The sequence below is a fragment of the Kingella potus genome (assembly GCF_900451175.1).
Taxonomy (GTDB): domain Bacteria; phylum Pseudomonadota; class Gammaproteobacteria; order Burkholderiales; family Neisseriaceae; genus Neisseria; species Neisseria potus.
This window is the reverse complement of sequence record NZ_UGJJ01000003.1, coordinates 101,194-117,016: the sequence shown is the minus strand read 5'-3', so window position 1 is coordinate 117,016 and position 15,823 is coordinate 101,194. Positions and strand designations below refer to the sequence as shown.

Below are 15,823 nucleotides of genomic sequence, written 5' to 3'. Positions count from 1 at the left end.
TCTTCATTTTTTCTGCCTTATACCTAGTTATGGCCCCTTAATATTCCCGATCAACCTCCCGAAACCGCTTCATTTCCTTCACTTCATGTTTACGCGCCTGATTCCCACCCCCCAGCGCATACCAATCCACATGGCGCGTGCAATACATCACCGCAAACAACACCGCAAACAGCAAGCAAGAGCCCACCAGCAAGTTATACTGCTGCATCCGCAACAAAACAAACATCATCGCATACGCCAAACACAGCAATCCCACCATCGCATAAACCCCGCCGCTGTTTTTCAATACAAACCGCAAATACCACCACAGCAAGCCGATACACGCCACCGCGCCCAACACATAAGCCGCCACAAACCCAATATGCTCCGCAAACGACAACAGCAACAAATAAAACACAGACAACGCCGAGCCAACCAACAAATACTGCATCGGATGAATGCGCCAATCCTGCAAAATCTCACTCAAAAAAAACGCACTAAACACCATAATCACCAACACCATCCCATACTTCATACTGCGGATAATCATCTGATAATCCAGCGAACTCAACAGCGCACTCGAATCATAATAATCCCGCTGCACCGCCAAATCATGTATCAGCATCAACACAACCGCAAACACCACACACAAGCCCAAAATACTCCACAACTTACTAGCCATCATCAAACTCCGATAACGCAACCCGTTTTCAGGCTGCCTAAATTGAACACACAGCCATTATGCAAAACAAACATCAAAAAACAGTAAACAAGTTATCAAGAATTTATGAAAATTACGTTGTACGCTAAAATCCCAGCCCAGCCCATTGAGGCAGCCTGAAACCCACCCCAACCCCAATCCACCACGCCACCATGCCCCACATCCTCATCCTAGAAGACGAAGCCGAAATCGCCGAAATCATCGCCATCAGCCTCACGCGCGACCACCACACCAGCCAAATCGCCCCCACCGCCCAAATCGCCAGCCAACACCTAGCGATTGAACGCTACGACCTACTCCTGCTAGACGTAGGACTGCCCGACATCAACGGCTTTGACTACCTCAAAATCCTACGCAGCCAACACCCCAGCCTGCCCGTCATCATGCTCACCGCCCAAGACGAAGAAACCGACCGCATACTCGGGCTGGAACTGGGCGCAGACGACTACATCGGCAAACCATTCAGCCCACGCGAACTCAACGCCCGCATCAAAGCCCTGCTGCGCCGCAGCCACAACCCAAACAGGCCGTCTGAAAACCAAAACAACCCGTTTTCATCCCACCCCCAAGCCCAGCCGCAATGGCAAGACGACACCCAAGCCCACTGCATCCGCCACCAAGGGCAAGCCCTGCCGCTCACCTTGGGCGAATACCGCCTACTACGCACCCTAATCGCCCATCCCCAGCGCGTTTACACCCGAGCCGAACTGCTCACCGCCATGTATGGCAGCAACCACCCATCCGACCCCCACACCATCAACAGCCACATCCGTGCCCTACGCCAAAAACTCCGCAACGCCCAAATAGACCCCAACTGCATACACACCCACCACGGCATCGGATACAGCTTCCAATGAGCAAATATTTCAAAAACATCAGCCTGCGCCTATTTTTCATCCTACTGGGCATCAGCACCCTGCTTACCGCCCACGCATGGCTCAACCAAAGCCCGCACATCCAATACCACATCGCCGCCACCCTTATCCTACTCATCAGCCTAGCCTACTGGCTCGCCCGCAGCATCAACCGCATCCGCCACTACGCCGAAGCCATGGCAGCCAACCACCCCGCCCCCCAGCCCCAATTTGGCGACAGCTATCTCTACCGACTCGTCCACGCCATCACCCAACTACGCCACGAACTCAACCACCGCCAACACATAGAAAACTACATTCTCGGGCTCACCCACGAACTCAAAACCCCGCTCACCGCCCAAGCCGCCGCCCTAGAACTGCTGCAAGACAGCCCACTCACCCCCGAGCAACACCAACTAGTCGCCCGCATCATCCGCAACACCCAAAACCAACAACAACTCATCGCCAAATTATTAGAACTCGCCCGACTGGAAAACAGCGACCACCTAAGCACCACCCAAGCCACCCCCCTCGCCCCCCTTTGCCAACAAATTCTCCAAGACAACCAACCCATCGCCCAAGCCAAACAGCTCGCCCTGCAACTCAACACAACATCCAACCCCGTCCTGCAAGGCGACCCCATGCTCCTGCGCCAAGCCATCAACAACCTACTCGCCAACGCCCTAGATTTCGCCACCCCGCACACCACCATCCACATCAGCCTAAGCCCCAACGCCCTGCACATCGACAACCAAGGCGACCCAATCCCCGACTACGCCCTAGCCAAAATCCCCCAACGCTTCTACTCCCTGCCACGCGCCAACGGCAGGCGCAGCAGCGGATTAGGGCTCAACTTCGTTGCCGAAATCATGCGCCTGCACGGCGGCAAACTCGTCTTGCAAAACCAAGCCAACGGCGTGCGCGCCAGCCTAATCTTTGCCCCAGCAAGCAAACCATAAACCCAAGCCATCACACATACAAAGGCAGCCTGACGACACACGGCCGTACCCGCCGCGCACCACCGCGGCCGCGATGTGCATCTGCTGCAAGCGGAATAAAAGGTTCACGCCGACAGTCGTTTTACTGTCCCGATGCAGCCGTTAAACATTATGCCTATTCGTGGGTGCACGGCATTGTTCCAATCCTTTTACCAACCCTGTGGGAATACGCTTCTTCACAAGTTTGATGCAGAAAAGGTGTCCGATGCGGAAGCCCCGTTCAGACAACAGCCCGATCCGGCTGTCAAATGCCACTTTGATGCGGACTGCGGCGAACAAATCCGCCGCAACACCGAGTTATACGGCTTTCCGACCTGGTACGAATGGCGCATCTGCCACTGGGAAACCAAATGGAACACTTGCCATCGGCATACCGGCACGCTTTCCGATGCGGAAACGTCCCTTTTTTAAACGGAAGAGGCCGTCTGAAATTTCAGACGGCCTCTTCGGACGGCCTTCGGCAGGGGCTTAGAGCAGGAACAGGCTGCCGATGAGGGTGGCGATGAAGTAGGCGGTGTATGACAGGACGGAGGCCAGGGGGAGGATGAGGTATCCGAGGATGCCTGTGATTAATAGGATGAGGATGACCCATGTGCCGTAACGGGCGGTTTTTTGAAACTGTACCGACCATTTGGCGGGCAGGAAGGTGTCGATGAAGCGGCCGCCGTCGAAGGGGAGGATGGGCAGGGCGTTGAGGACAAACAGGATGGCGTTGAAGGAGATGCCGTAGCCGGCCATGCCGGAGAGGGGTTCGCGGAAGGATGCGGGAACGATGGGAACGAGCGAGAGCAGCAGGCCCCAGCAGTACATCATCAGCAAATTGGCCAGCAGGCCGGCGGCGGAAATGCTGCGGATGCCGAGGCGGATGTTGCGCAGGTTGCGGCTGTTGACAGGGACGGGTTTGGCCCAGCCGAAGAGGAAGGGTGCGCCAGTCAGGATGAGGATGGCGGGGACGATGATGGTACCCAAAATGTCGATGTGGACGATGGGATTGAGGCTCAGGCGGCCGAACTTTTCGGCGGTGTTGTCGCCCCAGTAGCGGGCGGCGTAGGCGCGGGCGGCTTCGGAGAGGGTGATGGCCAGCAGTATGGGGGCGATCATTAGCAGGATTTGGGCGGGATCAAACTTCATGTTTTGCTTTCGTTTTTGTGTCGGGCGGGGTGGGAGGATGTTTCCGCTTGTGCGGGGCGGTGTGTTTGCAAGGCGGTGTGCCGCAGGAAAAACCCGTTTTCAGACGGCCTGGTAAATCGCCAGCAGGGCAAGGGCGTTGTTGGCCATGTGGATGGCGATGGGGTAGCGGATGTCGCGGAAATGCAGGTAGGCAGCGGCGAGTACCAGCCCCATCAGGCCGTAAACGGCAAGCGGTGCGTACCCCAGGCCGTGCATCACGGCAAACAGCAGGGCGGATACGGCTGCGGCTGCGGCTTGGCCTGCTGGGTGTTCGAGAAGGCGGCCGAACATGCCGATCAGCACGCCGCGAAACAGCCATTCTTCCATCAGCGGGGCGACAAGTACGACATCGGCGACGAATACGGCAGCGGGAAGGTTGTCTTTCCAATGCAGCAGGGCGAGCTGGTTTTCCGTTTCAAGCGGTGTGCCGAACAGGGCGTTCATGGCGGGCAGGCCGTATTGGGCGACAAGCAGCATCAGGGCCAGATACATGGCCGCCCAGCCGGCTTTGTGCCGCAGCGGCATTTCGCGTGCTTCGAGAAAGCAGCCGTTGGCAAAGCGTACGGAGCGGTAGAGGTGGTAGAACACGGACAGTACGGCGCAAACGGCAACGGCGAAGATGACGCTTTGATAGAGTGCGGCGGTGTCGCTGATTTGTCCGGCTTCTTTATTGATGCGTACAAACATAAACACCAGCACCGGAATGGCGTTTAGCAGAACCAATCCGCAGAAAAATTTTAGGATTTCGATAAGTTTTTGCATAGCGGGAAACAAGTAGGACGGGGTTGTGGCGGTGTTTTTTCAGACGGCCTCAAAAGCCGCAAAACGGGTTTACAGGCCGAACACGGCTTTGTCGCCGCGTCCTTCGCGCACCAGCGCGATGCCGTCGGTCATATCCACCACCGTGGTCGGGTCGGTGCCGCACCAGCCGCCGTCGATGACCAGATCCACCGAATGTTCCAGACGGTCGCGGATTTCATAAGGATCGGACAGCGGCTCGTCATCCTCCGGCAGCATCAGCGTACACGAGAGCAGCGGTTCGCCCAATTCGCGCAGCAGGGCGAGGGCGACGGCGTTGTCGGGCACACGCAGGCCGATGGTTTTGCGCTTCGGGTGCAGCGTGCGGTTGGGCACTTCTTTGGTGGCCTGCAAAATAAAGGTGTAGCTGCCCGGCGTGGCCGCTTTGAGCCGGCGGAACTGCGCGTTGTCGATTTTGGCGTAGGTGCCCAGCTCGGCCAAATCGGCGCACATCAGCGTGAGATGGTGCTTCAAATCGATTTTGCGGATGCGCAGAATCCGCTCCATCGCCTCCTTGTCGCCCAAGCGGCAGCCCAGCGCGTAGCACGAATCGGTGGGGTAGGCGGCCACGCCGCCGCCGCGTATGATTGCGGCCGCCTGGCGGATCAGGCGGTCTTGCGGATTGTCGGGATGGATAGCGAAAAACTGCGCCATGGCAGGCTCCTCAAATAGGCCGTCTGAAAAATCGGCTCAAACACGGCTGGATGGAAAAAGGCGGCAATGATACCCTAAGGCGTGCCGGCAATCAGCCTTGCGGCGGCATTTCCGCTAAAAATACCCGCCGCAAGCGTCGGCAAACCGCCACGCAGAGCCGATAACGGCACATACCGCGCCATTTCAAACAAAAGGAAAACCCATGTCCCGCAAGAGAGCCCTCATCCTAGCCGCCCTTCTTCCCCTCGCCGCCCACGCGCAAAACGGCGCGGCCGCCTCCGAACCCGTTTACCGCTGGGCAAGCCCCGTGAAGGAAGATGCCAACCTCTACCAAATCGACGACAAACTCTACCGCAGCGAGCAGCTTACCCGCGCCGACGCGCCGCACATCAAGCATCTGGGCATCAAAAGCGTCGTCAACCTGCGCTATTTCGACCGCGACGACAACCACACCGAGCTGGCCGGCAGCGGAGCCGAGCTGTTCAACCGCCCCCTGCTGACCTGGCGCATCACGCCCAAGCACATCGCCCAAACCCTCCACCTCATCGAACAACGCCGCCAGCACGGCCCCGTCCTCATCCACTGCTACCACGGCGCAGACCGCACCGGCCTCATCGCCGCCATGTACCGAATCGTTTACCAAGACTGGCCGATAGAAGAAGCCAAACGCGAAATGCAGCAAGGCCCCTACGGCCACCACAGCATCTGGCGCAACCTCGGCAAACTCTTCACCGAAGACAAAGTGCGCCAAGTAAAAGAAGAGCTGGCAAAACTCAAAGCACAGCAGCAGTAAAGCACAGCAAAGGCCGTCTGAAAAACACTTTTCAGACGGCCTCACACCAAGAAAGACACACCATGCCGCCCGCAGGCATGACCGAACGGCACATGGAAGAAGCGGAAGCCGTTACCCGCCGCATCTGCGCCGCCCTCGACAGCCTCAAAACCACACTTGCCTTTGGACAGAGCGGCATCACCATCCTGAATGCCGACTACGCGGAATAAAAACGGCAAACCCGCCGCAGGCTTGCCGCCCACGCAGCGCACGTCCCGATTCTCCGCCGTATGGCGTACCGTCCAAGCAGAGTACCCGCCCGATTTGCACCGTAGGGTGTGTCGCCAAAGCGACGCACGCGTTTTGTGCCATAGCAAGCCGAGAGGCCGTCTGAAAACCCAAGCCGCGTGCGTGGCTGTGCCGCACACCCTACACAGGCCGTTAGCGTCAAACCAAGCAAGAGGCCGTCTGAAAACGCAGTTTCTTCCGAAACCCGTTTTTCAGACGGCCTGTTTGTATATCTGTTTGTATATTTAGACCGCCATAGGCGTGCCGCTCACGCAGTACCCGCGAGTAGGGTGTATCGCCAAAGCGACGCACGCGTTTTACGACATATTAAATGCAGAGGCCGTCTGAAAACGGGCTTTCGCCGAAGCATTCCGAATGCGGCCTTTGCGGCCGCAGGGCGGGGTTTAGGTTTGCGGCGGGATAACCAGCATCGGGATGACTATCGGCCATTTGTCCACCTTTTCGGGAATTTTCTGTCGGAAAATTTCTTCTCCTTCGTCGCGGTAGCGTACGGCAAATGCGGCGGCAAAGGCTCGGGCGCGGTTGATGCCGTCTCCTTCCAGCTCGGGCAGGGCGGTTTTCTTGGCGGTTTGGGCGACAACGGTATCGCCAGCCAGAAACTGATAACGTCCGCAGCTGCGGCGTATTGCCAATTCTTGGCCGGGCTGCAAACGGGCGGCGGCTTCCAGCTTGTGGCGGATCTTGCCATACGAAGGCGGGCCGTCCGTGCAGCATTCGTCCCGAGCGATAAAGCCCACATCCAATTCGCCCAATGCCGACAATATGCGGTATTCGGTGTCCAATTGCGGCAGCGGCGCGTAATTCCGGTTTACGGTTTCGACCGAGCCGTGCGAGAGTTTTTCTATCCACAAGTGGCGGGGCGTGTTTTGAAACAGCGTCAGGGTTTCGACGGCGCGGGTCATCGCCACGTAATACAGACGCTGCTCGTCGTCGCCTGCCTTGTCCCAGCCGCCGTCCAAAATGAAAACGTGTTTGAACTCCAAGCCTTTTGCCGAGTGTGCCGTGCCGAGAAACAGGCCGTCCGAGGGGCTGTCGGTATCGTTGCCGACATATTCGTAGAGCCAGTTTTTCAAAAACGGAACCGAAAAGCCGGGGTGTCCGCCATCGGCGGGATATTCGCGGCAGAAGTCCTGTGCCATCAGGTCGAATGCCGTCTGCCATTTTGCCGACACGTTTTGCCTGCGGACGATTTCGATGAAGCGTTCTGCTGCCACGGGTGCGCTTTCTTTGGACAACTCGTCGGTCAGGCGTACAAATTCACGGCTGCGCTTGAGGCGGATGCCGCTTTTCCGCTCTTTAGACAGGAAATAGGGAATGCTGTTTTGCTCGCACCATGCCTGCACCGGTTTGAGGATGTCGTGGCCGCGTGCCAGTACGGCGGCATCGCCGTAGCCGAAGCCGCCGATGCGCCGCAGCCGTTCGAGTTCTGCCAACGCCGCCTGCGCCTGTATGTTGGCACGCTGTTTGCGGCTGCCTGCGGCGGGCAGCCTGATTACGCGCACGCGCCCCTGCCGTTCCGGGTCTTTTTCCGCCCATGTGCCGCCGTCGGGCTGCGTCTGCCGTTCCGGGTTTACGGCTATCGGGTGTTGTGCTTTCAGACGGCCTGGTATGCTCTGAATCAGGCAGTTGGCGGCGGCGACAATGTGGCGGGTGCTGCGGTAGTTGAAGGTGAGGAAGTCGGGCTGTGCCACGCCGTAGTCGTGTTGGAAGCGGTGGATGTATTCGTTGCTGGTGTGGCGGAAAGCGTAGATGTTTTGGTCGTCGTCGCCCACAGCCAGAATCGTCAGCTTGTCGTCTCCTTCCGATTGGCGGCCGGCCAGCGCGGATACCAGCCTGTATTGTTCTTCGCTGATGTCTTGGTATTCGTCTACCAGAATGTAGCGGAAGCCCGCCATGATGCGGCTGCGGGCATCGTCGGCAGCTTCTTCGGCTTGGAGGCCGTCTGAAAGCACGGCGGCGGCTTGGGTGCACCATTGTTTGAAACGGTCTGTACCGTCGTCCTGCGTTTTGTCGTCGAAGCGCACGCCCAACAGCCGCATGGCCATGCCGTCGTAAGTCAGCACGGTAACGGCGGCGGCAATGCGGCCGGCCAGCGCGAACAGGCGGCGTTTGATTTCCTGCGCGGCCAGGCGGTTGAAGGTGAGGACGATAATCGAGGCGGGGTCGGCGTGGCAGACTTTGAGCAGGTAGGCGACGCGGTGGACGATGACGCGCGTTTTACCCGAACCGGGGCCGGCCAGTACCAGACGGTTGCTGTCGTTTTTATCGGTAACGGCGGCCTGCTGCTGCTTGTTGAGGCTGTCGGCAATCTGTGCGTAGGTGGCGCGGGAAACGGGTTCTTGCAGCTCGTTCAGACGGTCTTTGAACCATTTTTCTTTGAATTGGGCTTCTTGGGTTTGGAAATAGTCGCGCACCAGTTCCAAGCCGGTGTCGATATTTTTGAGCGCGCGCAGAGCATATTCCTGCATCACATGGATTTGGAAGCGTTTTTCGCCGTAAAACACTTCCAGCGGGCGGTAGTCGCTTTTCAGATAGCGGCGTTTTTCTTCCAGTGCTTTTTTGTCCAGACGGATGGTCATGGCGTGGCGCAGGATGGTCATGCCGTGGTTGATTTTGAAGATGCCGAGCTTGTGCATAAACAGCAGGGCGCGGTTGAGCAGGATTTCGCGCCGCGCTTCGGGAATCTGCGCCGACAGCTCCAAGTCGCCGCCGATATGCCGCACCATTTCGCCGATGCCGGTTTCCACCACCACGTCTTTGGCGCGCAAATCGGTTTTGGCAGTCAGAAACGGCAGGATGCACCGGCAGATTCTGCGGCGCAGTTCGGCGTGGTTTTGCAGGTCTTCCCAGCTTTCGCTGCGGTTTTTGAAACGCACTTTCAGGATGTTGTTGCCGATGTTGCGGATGTTGAAACTGCCGCTGCTGCCCAATGTGTCGGCCGCCGCTTTGTCGTCGGCGAGCGACTCCATCATCAGCTTGATGTCGGCGGGCAGCAGTTGATCGAAACCCGCTTCGTGCATTTGGTGGCAGGCGGCGGTCAGCGAGAAGTTTTGCCAGTCGCCGCTGTCGGCTGCGGGGATTTCTTCGTGCAGAATCTGCCAGAGTTTTTCTTCCTGTGCGAGAGCCTGCGTCAGACGCTTGGCAGACGAGGCGACATTATCGGTGCGCAGGTTGACGGTCATTTTGGTATCGTTGCTCAAAATGCCCAATTTTTCCAGATCGTGCAGATGGCTGAGCAGCTCGGTAAAGCTGCACGCGGTGGCTTTGGCCAGATCGTCGGTGCTTAAAGGCGCGTCGTCTGGCGCGGCGAACACGATTTCGGCGATGGTTTGGTAGAGTTCGCGTTTGCGCTGCGGCAGATTGGCTTTTTGGATTTTTTCCACTGCCTGCGTCAGATTCAGACGGCCGGAGCGTGCGGGAAAAATGCGGGTTTGGTTTTCGCTGCGTTCCAGCATACCGGCGCGTTCGAGCCACGCCAGCACGGTTTTGACTTTGGTGTCGGCCTGCCGCTCGCCGCTGTCGAAGCTCATGTATGCTTCGGTGTCATGCAGGATTTCGCCGCCGGTTACGACCAGGTCGTCGTTGCCGGTTTTGCCGGCGTTGGCGGCATGGAGCTTCTTGAGCTTGCCGTACACCGATTTCAAATCGCGCGGCTCGATTTGGGACAAGCGGCTGATTCTGAACTGCACGTCCACATCGTTGCGGTCAAACAGCAGCACGCATTTCGCATCTTTCCGGTCGCGCCCCGCACGGCCTGCCTCTTGCAGATAGTTTTCCAGCGAGCCGGTGATTTCGGCGTGTACCACCAGCCGCACATCGGGCTTGTCCACGCCCATGCCGAAAGCGTTGGTGGCCACAATCACGCGCAGGCTGCCGTTGACAAACGCATCCTGTATTTCGGCTTTAGCGTTTTGTTGCAGGCCTGCGTGGAAATGTTTGCATGCCCAGCCCTGCTGTTCCAGATATGCGGCATATTCTTCGGCACTTTTTTTGCGTGCCACAAACACCACCGCGCCGCCTGCCTGATGATCCAATTCGCGGTGCAGCAGTTCGTCTATATGGCGGCTTTTGAGGCCGTCTGAAACTTCCAATACTTCGTAAAACAGGTTGTCGCGCTCGTTGCCGCCGATAAATTGCTTGAATTCTATGCCCAATTCTTCGCGAAAATGCTGCGTAATGTCCTGTAAAACATCGGGCTTGGCGGTGGCGGTGAAACAGCTTACCGGTGCGGTTTCGCCGTTTTCCTCCCTGCGTTTGGCAATGAATTTGGCGGCATAGAGGTAGTCGGGGCGGAAGTCGTGCCCCCATTTTGACAGGCAGTGTGCCTCGTCGAACACCCAGCCGTTGATTTGGCGGTGGGCGATGGCCCGGATAAAGCTGTTGTTGCGGAACTGCTCGGGTGCGACAAACAAAATGCCGACATCGCCCAAAGCCGTTTTGTCCAGCACGTCGGCGCGTACGGCAAGCGGCAGCATTCCGTTGAGCATGGCTGCGCCGGAAATGCCGCGCCGCTCCATGCCGTCGGCCTGATCCTTCATCAGCGACTGCAAAGGCGACACCACCACCGTCAGTCCGCCGTTGCGGTAGTAGCGGTTGATCGCGGGAAGCTGGTAGCACAGCGATTTGCCGCCGCCCGTGGGCAGCACCGCCAAAACGTGCCGCCCCTGCATTCCCGCACGGACGATGGCTTCCTGTCCGCCGTTTATGCCTTTCACGTCGCGGAATGCGGGCAGACCGAAAAAACGGTAAAGCTGTTTCTCGGGATTGAGCGTGTTGGCGCAGTAGCGGCAGCGGGTATCGCCGCAGTCGCGGTCGCGGAATTCGGCAATCAGCCGCGCCGTATCGGGGAATTGGTAGCGCACCCACGGCGCAAGCACCGAATTGCCGCCCGACACGCGCAGCCATGACAGCGCGTAGGCCAGCGGCGTGTGCAGCTCCGGCCGGAAGATGTCTTCCTTCATCAGCTTTTTGAAACGGGTTTGGCAGACTTTCAGACGGCCTGCTTCGCTGTCGTCCTGCATCATTGCCCAAATACCGTCAATCAGCCGTCGGGTGTCTTTTTCTGCGTTGCGCACGGCCGTGCCGCAGCCCTCGGGCAGCACAATCACTCCGTTTTCCGCATAAGGCAGCGCACCGTACAGGCTGCAATAAACGGCAAATTCCTCCGGCCGCCCAGCCGCCAGCTTGCCGAACGCGGCGCATTGGTCTTGAAAAAGCCGCCAGCAGGCGCGGCAGTCGGCTTCGGGGGAATTGAGTGCGGAGGAAATGATTTTGTGGTTTTTGATCAGGCGGTGGTAGGGATTTTGCGGAAACGCCAGCGGCGAGAGGCGCAGCGTGTCGATCACGGGCAGATTCAGCCAGGGAGTATCGGGCGCGGCCTTGCGCAGATAGGGCAGGTCGTGTTCGAGGATGTTGTGTCCCATCAGCAGGCGTGCGCCGTCGGCCAGATGCGCCATTTCCGCCAAAGCGGCACGCAGGCCGGCCGCAGTGCGCACCGCTTTTTCATAACCACGCTCCAAATCGGGACGGTATGCGCCGATTTTAAATACGGTTTGGGTTTTCGGATCGACTTCCAAATCAACAATCAAAACGGCGGGAACGGGTGGGGTCATGGCAGGCGGCAGTTCGGATAAGAGGCAGGAATATAGCACTAAGCGGCGAAAAAGACAGCCTGCACGGCAAGAAGCGCAAGCCCGTTTTCAGACGGCCTGTTTGTCTGTTTTCGCTCGTGCAATATTGCCCAAGCGGTGTTCGCGCCTGATTTCTCACCGTAGGGTGTGTCGCCTAAGCGACGCACGCGTTCTGCGACATATCAAATGCAGAGGTCGTCTGAAAACTACCAAGCCGCGTGCGTGGCTGCGCCACACACCCTACACAGGCCGTCTGAAAACGCGGTTTTCGGCAGAGTTTCGTTTTGGGTTTATCGTAGGGTGTGTCGCCAAAGCGACGCACGCGTTTTGTGCCATAGCAAGGCAAGAGGCCGTCTGAAAATCCCAAGCCGTGTGCGTGGCTGCGCCACACACCCTACGCAGGCCGTCTGAAAACGCGGTTTTAGGCAGAGTTTCGTTTTAGGTTTATCGTAGGGTGTGTCGCCTAAGCGACGCACGCGTTTTACGCCATATCAAGCCGAGAGGCCGTCTGAAAGGCTGTATATGGGTTTTCAGACGGCCTCTATGGTTTGGCGGGCGGCTTCCACGCCCCAGTAGGCGGCTTCTTCGAATACGGAGTAGCCGCTCATGCCGCTGTGGGCGAAGACGAGCGGGGGGCGGTTTTGCCGCAGGCGCAGCAGGGCGGGGTCGGTGAGGTAGCCGGGGCGGGGAACCGCCATGCCGTGGCCGCGTACGGTGAGGAACACGGCTTCGACGCTGCGCCAGAAGCCGCTGCCGTAGGCTTGCAGCAGGTCGTGGGCGGCGTAGTGCAGCAGGTCGCCGCTGCCGGCTTCGAGCAGGTGGCGGCGGATGTTGCGTTCGGTGTCGTGGTTGGGGGCGGTGTAGGAGGTGAAGACGGTGCGCGGCGGCTTGGCGGTGCGGATGAGTTGGTTGCCGGCGGCGACGTAGCCGAGGTGGGGGCTGCCGAAGACGACGTTGTCCCATGCGGGCCCGCTTTCCCCGCGTTCTTTCGGAAAACGGTTGAGGATGAAGTTGCCCACCAGCCACGGGGCGGTTTCAGACGGCCTCAGGCCGTATTGCGCCGCGTCGGCAACGATGTGCGCCGCGACTTCCGGCGGGATGGCGCAGATGACCTGCCGTGCGTCGGCCAGAACGGTATCGCCGTTGGCGTTGTGGCGCAGCAGGACGGACACGCGGCCGCCGCGCTTTTCGATTTTGACGGCGGACGCATCCCACGAGGCGGGGGTGTCGAAATGCCATTCGCTGCCTTGCGGCGGGGCGGCAAGCGGGCGCAGGCCGCAATGGCGGCGCAGGGCTTCGGAGAGGTGGGCGAGGCCGTCGGGCCAGGTAAGCACGGTGTCGGCGTGTTGGCCGCGTGCGCAGAAATAATGCAGGCCGGCAAAGGCGGACACGTCGGCTATGCCGCGCCCGTAGTCGTCGCGGCAGCAGTAGTCGAGATACCAGAGCAGGGTGGGGGAGCGGTAGCCTTCGTTTTGCAGCCAGCGGGCGAAGGTGAGGGTGTCGAGCCGCCGCCAGTTTCCGTCTTGCGAGGAGAGGGCGACGGGAATGGCGAAGATTTTGCGGCCGTCGCTGCCGTAGGCGGTTTTCAGACGGCCTGTGAGGGCGAAAAAGCGGCGGCTGTCGGCATCGTTTTGCGGCAGCAGGTGTTCCTGCCATTTTCCCCGGTAGAGCAGGCGTTCCTGCGGGGCGTGAACCAGGTCGGTTTCGTTGAATACGCCGTTTGCCATAATCCCCAGGTCGGCAAGCATTTGGCGCACATATGTGCTTTCCTGGGAGGGCAGGGCGAGGTAGTGCGCGCCTGTGGGGGCGGCGAGTCCCGTATGGTAGAAGCCGGCGTTGTTGCCGTTGCGCTCCAAGCCTTCGGCCAGCAGGATGTCGCGTTTGCCGTGGCGGACGAGATACCAGAGGGCGGAGAGGGCGGCTGCGCCGCTGCCGAGTATCAGGGTGTCGCAGCGGACGGTGCGGGAGGGGCGGGCGGGGAGGCCACCGTCGCGCAGGGCGTGTCCCAGCGGCAGGCCGGGGCGGCTGACGGTAACGGGGGGAAGCTGCGGCCGCCAAAGCCGCCACGAGGCGGCGGAAGCGGCGGCCATGACGGCGGAGGAGGCGAGGAATTGTCGGCGGGTAAGGGGCATGGCGGAACGGGTGTGTTTTGTTTTTAAGCAGAGGCCGTCTGAAAAACGGCTTTTGTGTTTTCAGACGGCCTCAATGCCGCCGGCGGACAGAGCCTGCGACCGCTGCGGCAAAGGCTGTTTTGCGTGCCGTGCGCGGGGGGCGGGGTGCGTTGCATATTGCGGCGCGGCAGGCGGGAAAAGGATGAGGCCGTCTGAAAACGGTTTTCAGACGGCCTCCGTGCGGGAAGGCGGCGCATTATATAGCGGAACAAAATCGGAAAGATACAAGGCCGCAGGCGGCACGGCGTATGGGACGGATTTGTCCTGCATGGTTTTTCCAATGCCTTAGGCCGCTCCCTTGCCGGACTAAGGCTTGGCGGAGGCGGCAGATTTTTTATTTTGTCCGGCCTCAGCCGTCCGCAGCGGCGGTTTCCCGTATAATCCGCGGCTTTTGTCCCCGCCCGACAGCCATGTCCGACTTGTTTTCCGCCGCCGCACTCACCGTTTCCGAACTCAATGCCGCTGCCCGCAACCTGCTGGAAGAACACCTCTCCGGCCTGTGGGTGGGCGGCGAGGTGTCCAATCTGACCCGCGCCGCCAGCGGGCATTATTATTTTTCGCTCAAAGACAGCCGCGCCCAAGTGCGCTGCGCCATGTTCAAAGGTGTGGCGCAGCGGTTTGCCGCGCTCAAAGAGGGCGACCATATCGAAGTGTGCGGCCGCATTTCCATTTACGAAGCGCGGGGCGAGTTTCAGATTACGGTGAACGAAGTGCGCCTCAAAGGCTTGGGGCGGCTTTACGAGGCCTACGAAAAGCTCAAAGCCGCTTTGCAGGCCGAAGGCTTGTTTGCCGCCGAACGCAAAAGGGTGCTGCCCGCCGACCCGCAGCGCATCGGCATTGTAACCAGCCCGGCCGCCGCCGCCCTGCGCGATGTGTGCGCCACGCTCAAACGCCGCGCCCCCGACATTCCCGTCATCCTCTATCCCGCCGCCGTGCAGGGCGCGGACAGCGCGGCGCAGCTTGCCCGTGCCGTCGGCGCGGCTTCGGAGCGCGGCGAGTGCGATGTGCTGATTGTCTGCCGTGGCGGCGGCAGTATCGAAGATTTGTGGTCGTTTAACGAAGAAGCCGTTGTCCGCGCCGTGGCTGCCTGCCGTATTCCCGTGGTCAGCGGGGTGGGGCACGAAACCGATTTCACCCTTACCGACTTTGCCGCCGACCTGCGCGCGCCCACGCCCACAGCCGCCGCCGAACTGGCCGCGCCCGACCGCGCCGCGCTGCTGCACCGCATTATTCAGGCGCACGGCCGTCTGCAAGCCGCCGTGCTGCACCGTTACCAGGATGCGGCGCAGCGTACCGACTGGTGCGCCCGCAGGCTGTGCCACCCGCGCCGCAAGCTCGATGCGCAGCGTACCCGCACGGAGGAATGCGCCGCCCGCCTGTCTGCCGCCGCCCGCACCGTCCTGCGCCTGCACGGGGAAAGGCTGTCGCGCCAAAGCCTGCTGCTGCGGCACGGCCGTCCGGACTTGGCGGCGGCGGCAGGCCGTCTGAATGCTGTTCAGACGGCCTTGACGCGCGGCACAAGCCTGCTTCTGGCGGCGAAAAAGCAGCGTTTGGAAAAACAGGCCGCCCTGCTCGAAGCCGTGTCGCCGCAGCACATTCTGGCACGCGGTTTTTCGGTAGTGAAAAACAGCCGGGGGCAGGTGGTGCGCGATGCCGCCCAGCTCAAACAGGGGCAGCGGCTGCACATTACCTTTGCCGAGGGCGCGGCCGATGTGCGCGTCAGCGGCGGCACGGCGCAGCAGGATTTGTTTGATTCGCCGTAAACCC

General features: G+C 59.9%; 13 protein-coding genes. 6 read left to right on the top strand and 7 right to left on the bottom strand.

The features are described 5' to 3' along the window. Nucleotides 1-37 precede the first annotated feature (37 nt). Nucleotides 38-661 (bottom strand): inner membrane CreD family protein, encoded by a 624-nt coding sequence (locus tag DYE40_RS10585; protein WP_244731315.1) that lies wholly within the window; start codon nucleotides 659-661, stop codon nucleotides 38-40. 191 nt (nucleotides 662-852) lie between these two features. On the opposite strand from DYE40_RS10585, the gene DYE40_RS10580 reads away from it, so the two are divergent. The 3 genes from DYE40_RS10580 (at nucleotide 853) to DYE40_RS10570 (ending at nucleotide 2,963) form a co-directional block, all read left to right on the top strand. Further along, complete coding sequence (locus DYE40_RS10580) at nucleotides 853-1,557, top strand: response regulator (protein WP_115309070.1); 705 nt, start codon at nucleotides 853-855, stop codon at nucleotides 1,555-1,557. After that, complete coding sequence (locus tag DYE40_RS10575; RefSeq protein WP_115309069.1) at nucleotides 1,554-2,513, top strand: histidine kinase dimerization/phospho-acceptor domain-containing protein; 960 nt, start codon at nucleotides 1,554-1,556, stop codon at nucleotides 2,511-2,513. The genes DYE40_RS10580 and DYE40_RS10575 overlap by 4 nt, the downstream gene beginning before the upstream one ends. A 237-nt stretch (nucleotides 2,514-2,750) precedes the next feature. Continuing rightward, a complete protein-coding gene (locus DYE40_RS10570; protein ID WP_115309068.1) occupies nucleotides 2,751-2,963 on the top strand; it encodes a hypothetical protein in 213 nt (70 codons plus the stop codon). Nucleotides 2,964-3,020: 57 nt separating this feature from the next. Here DYE40_RS10570 and DYE40_RS10565 read toward each other — a convergent pair whose 3' ends face one another. The 3 genes from DYE40_RS10565 to DYE40_RS10555 form a co-directional block, all read right to left on the bottom strand. After that, entirely contained in the window at nucleotides 3,021-3,683 is a 663-nt protein-coding gene (locus DYE40_RS10565) for a site-2 protease family protein (protein WP_115309067.1), read from the bottom strand. 99 nt (nucleotides 3,684-3,782) lie between these two features. Further along, a complete protein-coding gene (locus DYE40_RS10560) occupies nucleotides 3,783-4,409 on the bottom strand; it encodes a CPBP family intramembrane glutamic endopeptidase (protein WP_172461264.1) in 627 nt (208 codons plus the stop codon). Nucleotides 4,410-4,553: 144 nt separating this feature from the next. After that, nucleotides 4,554-5,174 (bottom strand): L-threonylcarbamoyladenylate synthase, encoded by a 621-nt coding sequence (locus tag DYE40_RS10555; protein WP_115309065.1) that lies wholly within the window; start codon nucleotides 5,172-5,174, stop codon nucleotides 4,554-4,556. Nucleotides 5,175-5,376: 202 nt separating this feature from the next. Between DYE40_RS10555 and DYE40_RS10550 the strand changes: the two genes are divergently transcribed. Both DYE40_RS10550 and DYE40_RS10545 read left to right on the top strand, forming a co-directional pair. Then, entirely contained in the window at nucleotides 5,377-5,967 is a 591-nt protein-coding gene (locus tag DYE40_RS10550; protein WP_115309064.1) for a tyrosine-protein phosphatase, read from the top strand. Between the two features lie 62 nt (nucleotides 5,968-6,029). Then, a complete protein-coding gene (locus DYE40_RS10545; protein ID WP_244731312.1) occupies nucleotides 6,030-6,176 on the top strand; it encodes a hypothetical protein in 147 nt (48 codons plus the stop codon). Nucleotides 6,177-6,638: 462 nt separating this feature from the next. Here DYE40_RS10545 and DYE40_RS10540 read toward each other — a convergent pair whose 3' ends face one another. The 3 genes from DYE40_RS10540 to DYE40_RS12380 form a co-directional block, all read right to left on the bottom strand. After that, entirely contained in the window at nucleotides 6,639-11,867 is a 5,229-nt protein-coding gene (locus DYE40_RS10540) for a RecQ family ATP-dependent DNA helicase (RefSeq protein WP_115309063.1), read from the bottom strand. A 548-nt stretch (nucleotides 11,868-12,415) separates the two neighbouring features. Continuing rightward, nucleotides 12,416-14,017: an NAD(P)-binding protein gene (locus DYE40_RS10535; protein WP_115309062.1), complete on the bottom strand. Its 1,602-nt coding sequence runs from the start codon at nucleotides 14,015-14,017 to the stop codon at nucleotides 12,416-12,418. A 23-nt stretch (nucleotides 14,018-14,040) separates the two neighbouring features. Next, nucleotides 14,041-14,253: a hypothetical protein gene (locus DYE40_RS12380; RefSeq protein WP_147286632.1), complete on the bottom strand. Its 213-nt coding sequence runs from the start codon at nucleotides 14,251-14,253 to the stop codon at nucleotides 14,041-14,043. Between the two features lie 213 nt (nucleotides 14,254-14,466). Between DYE40_RS12380 and xseA the strand changes: the two genes are divergently transcribed. Then, entirely contained in the window at nucleotides 14,467-15,819 is a 1,353-nt protein-coding gene (gene xseA, locus DYE40_RS10530) for an exodeoxyribonuclease VII large subunit (protein WP_115309061.1), read from the top strand. Nucleotides 15,820-15,823: the final 4 nt, after the last annotated feature.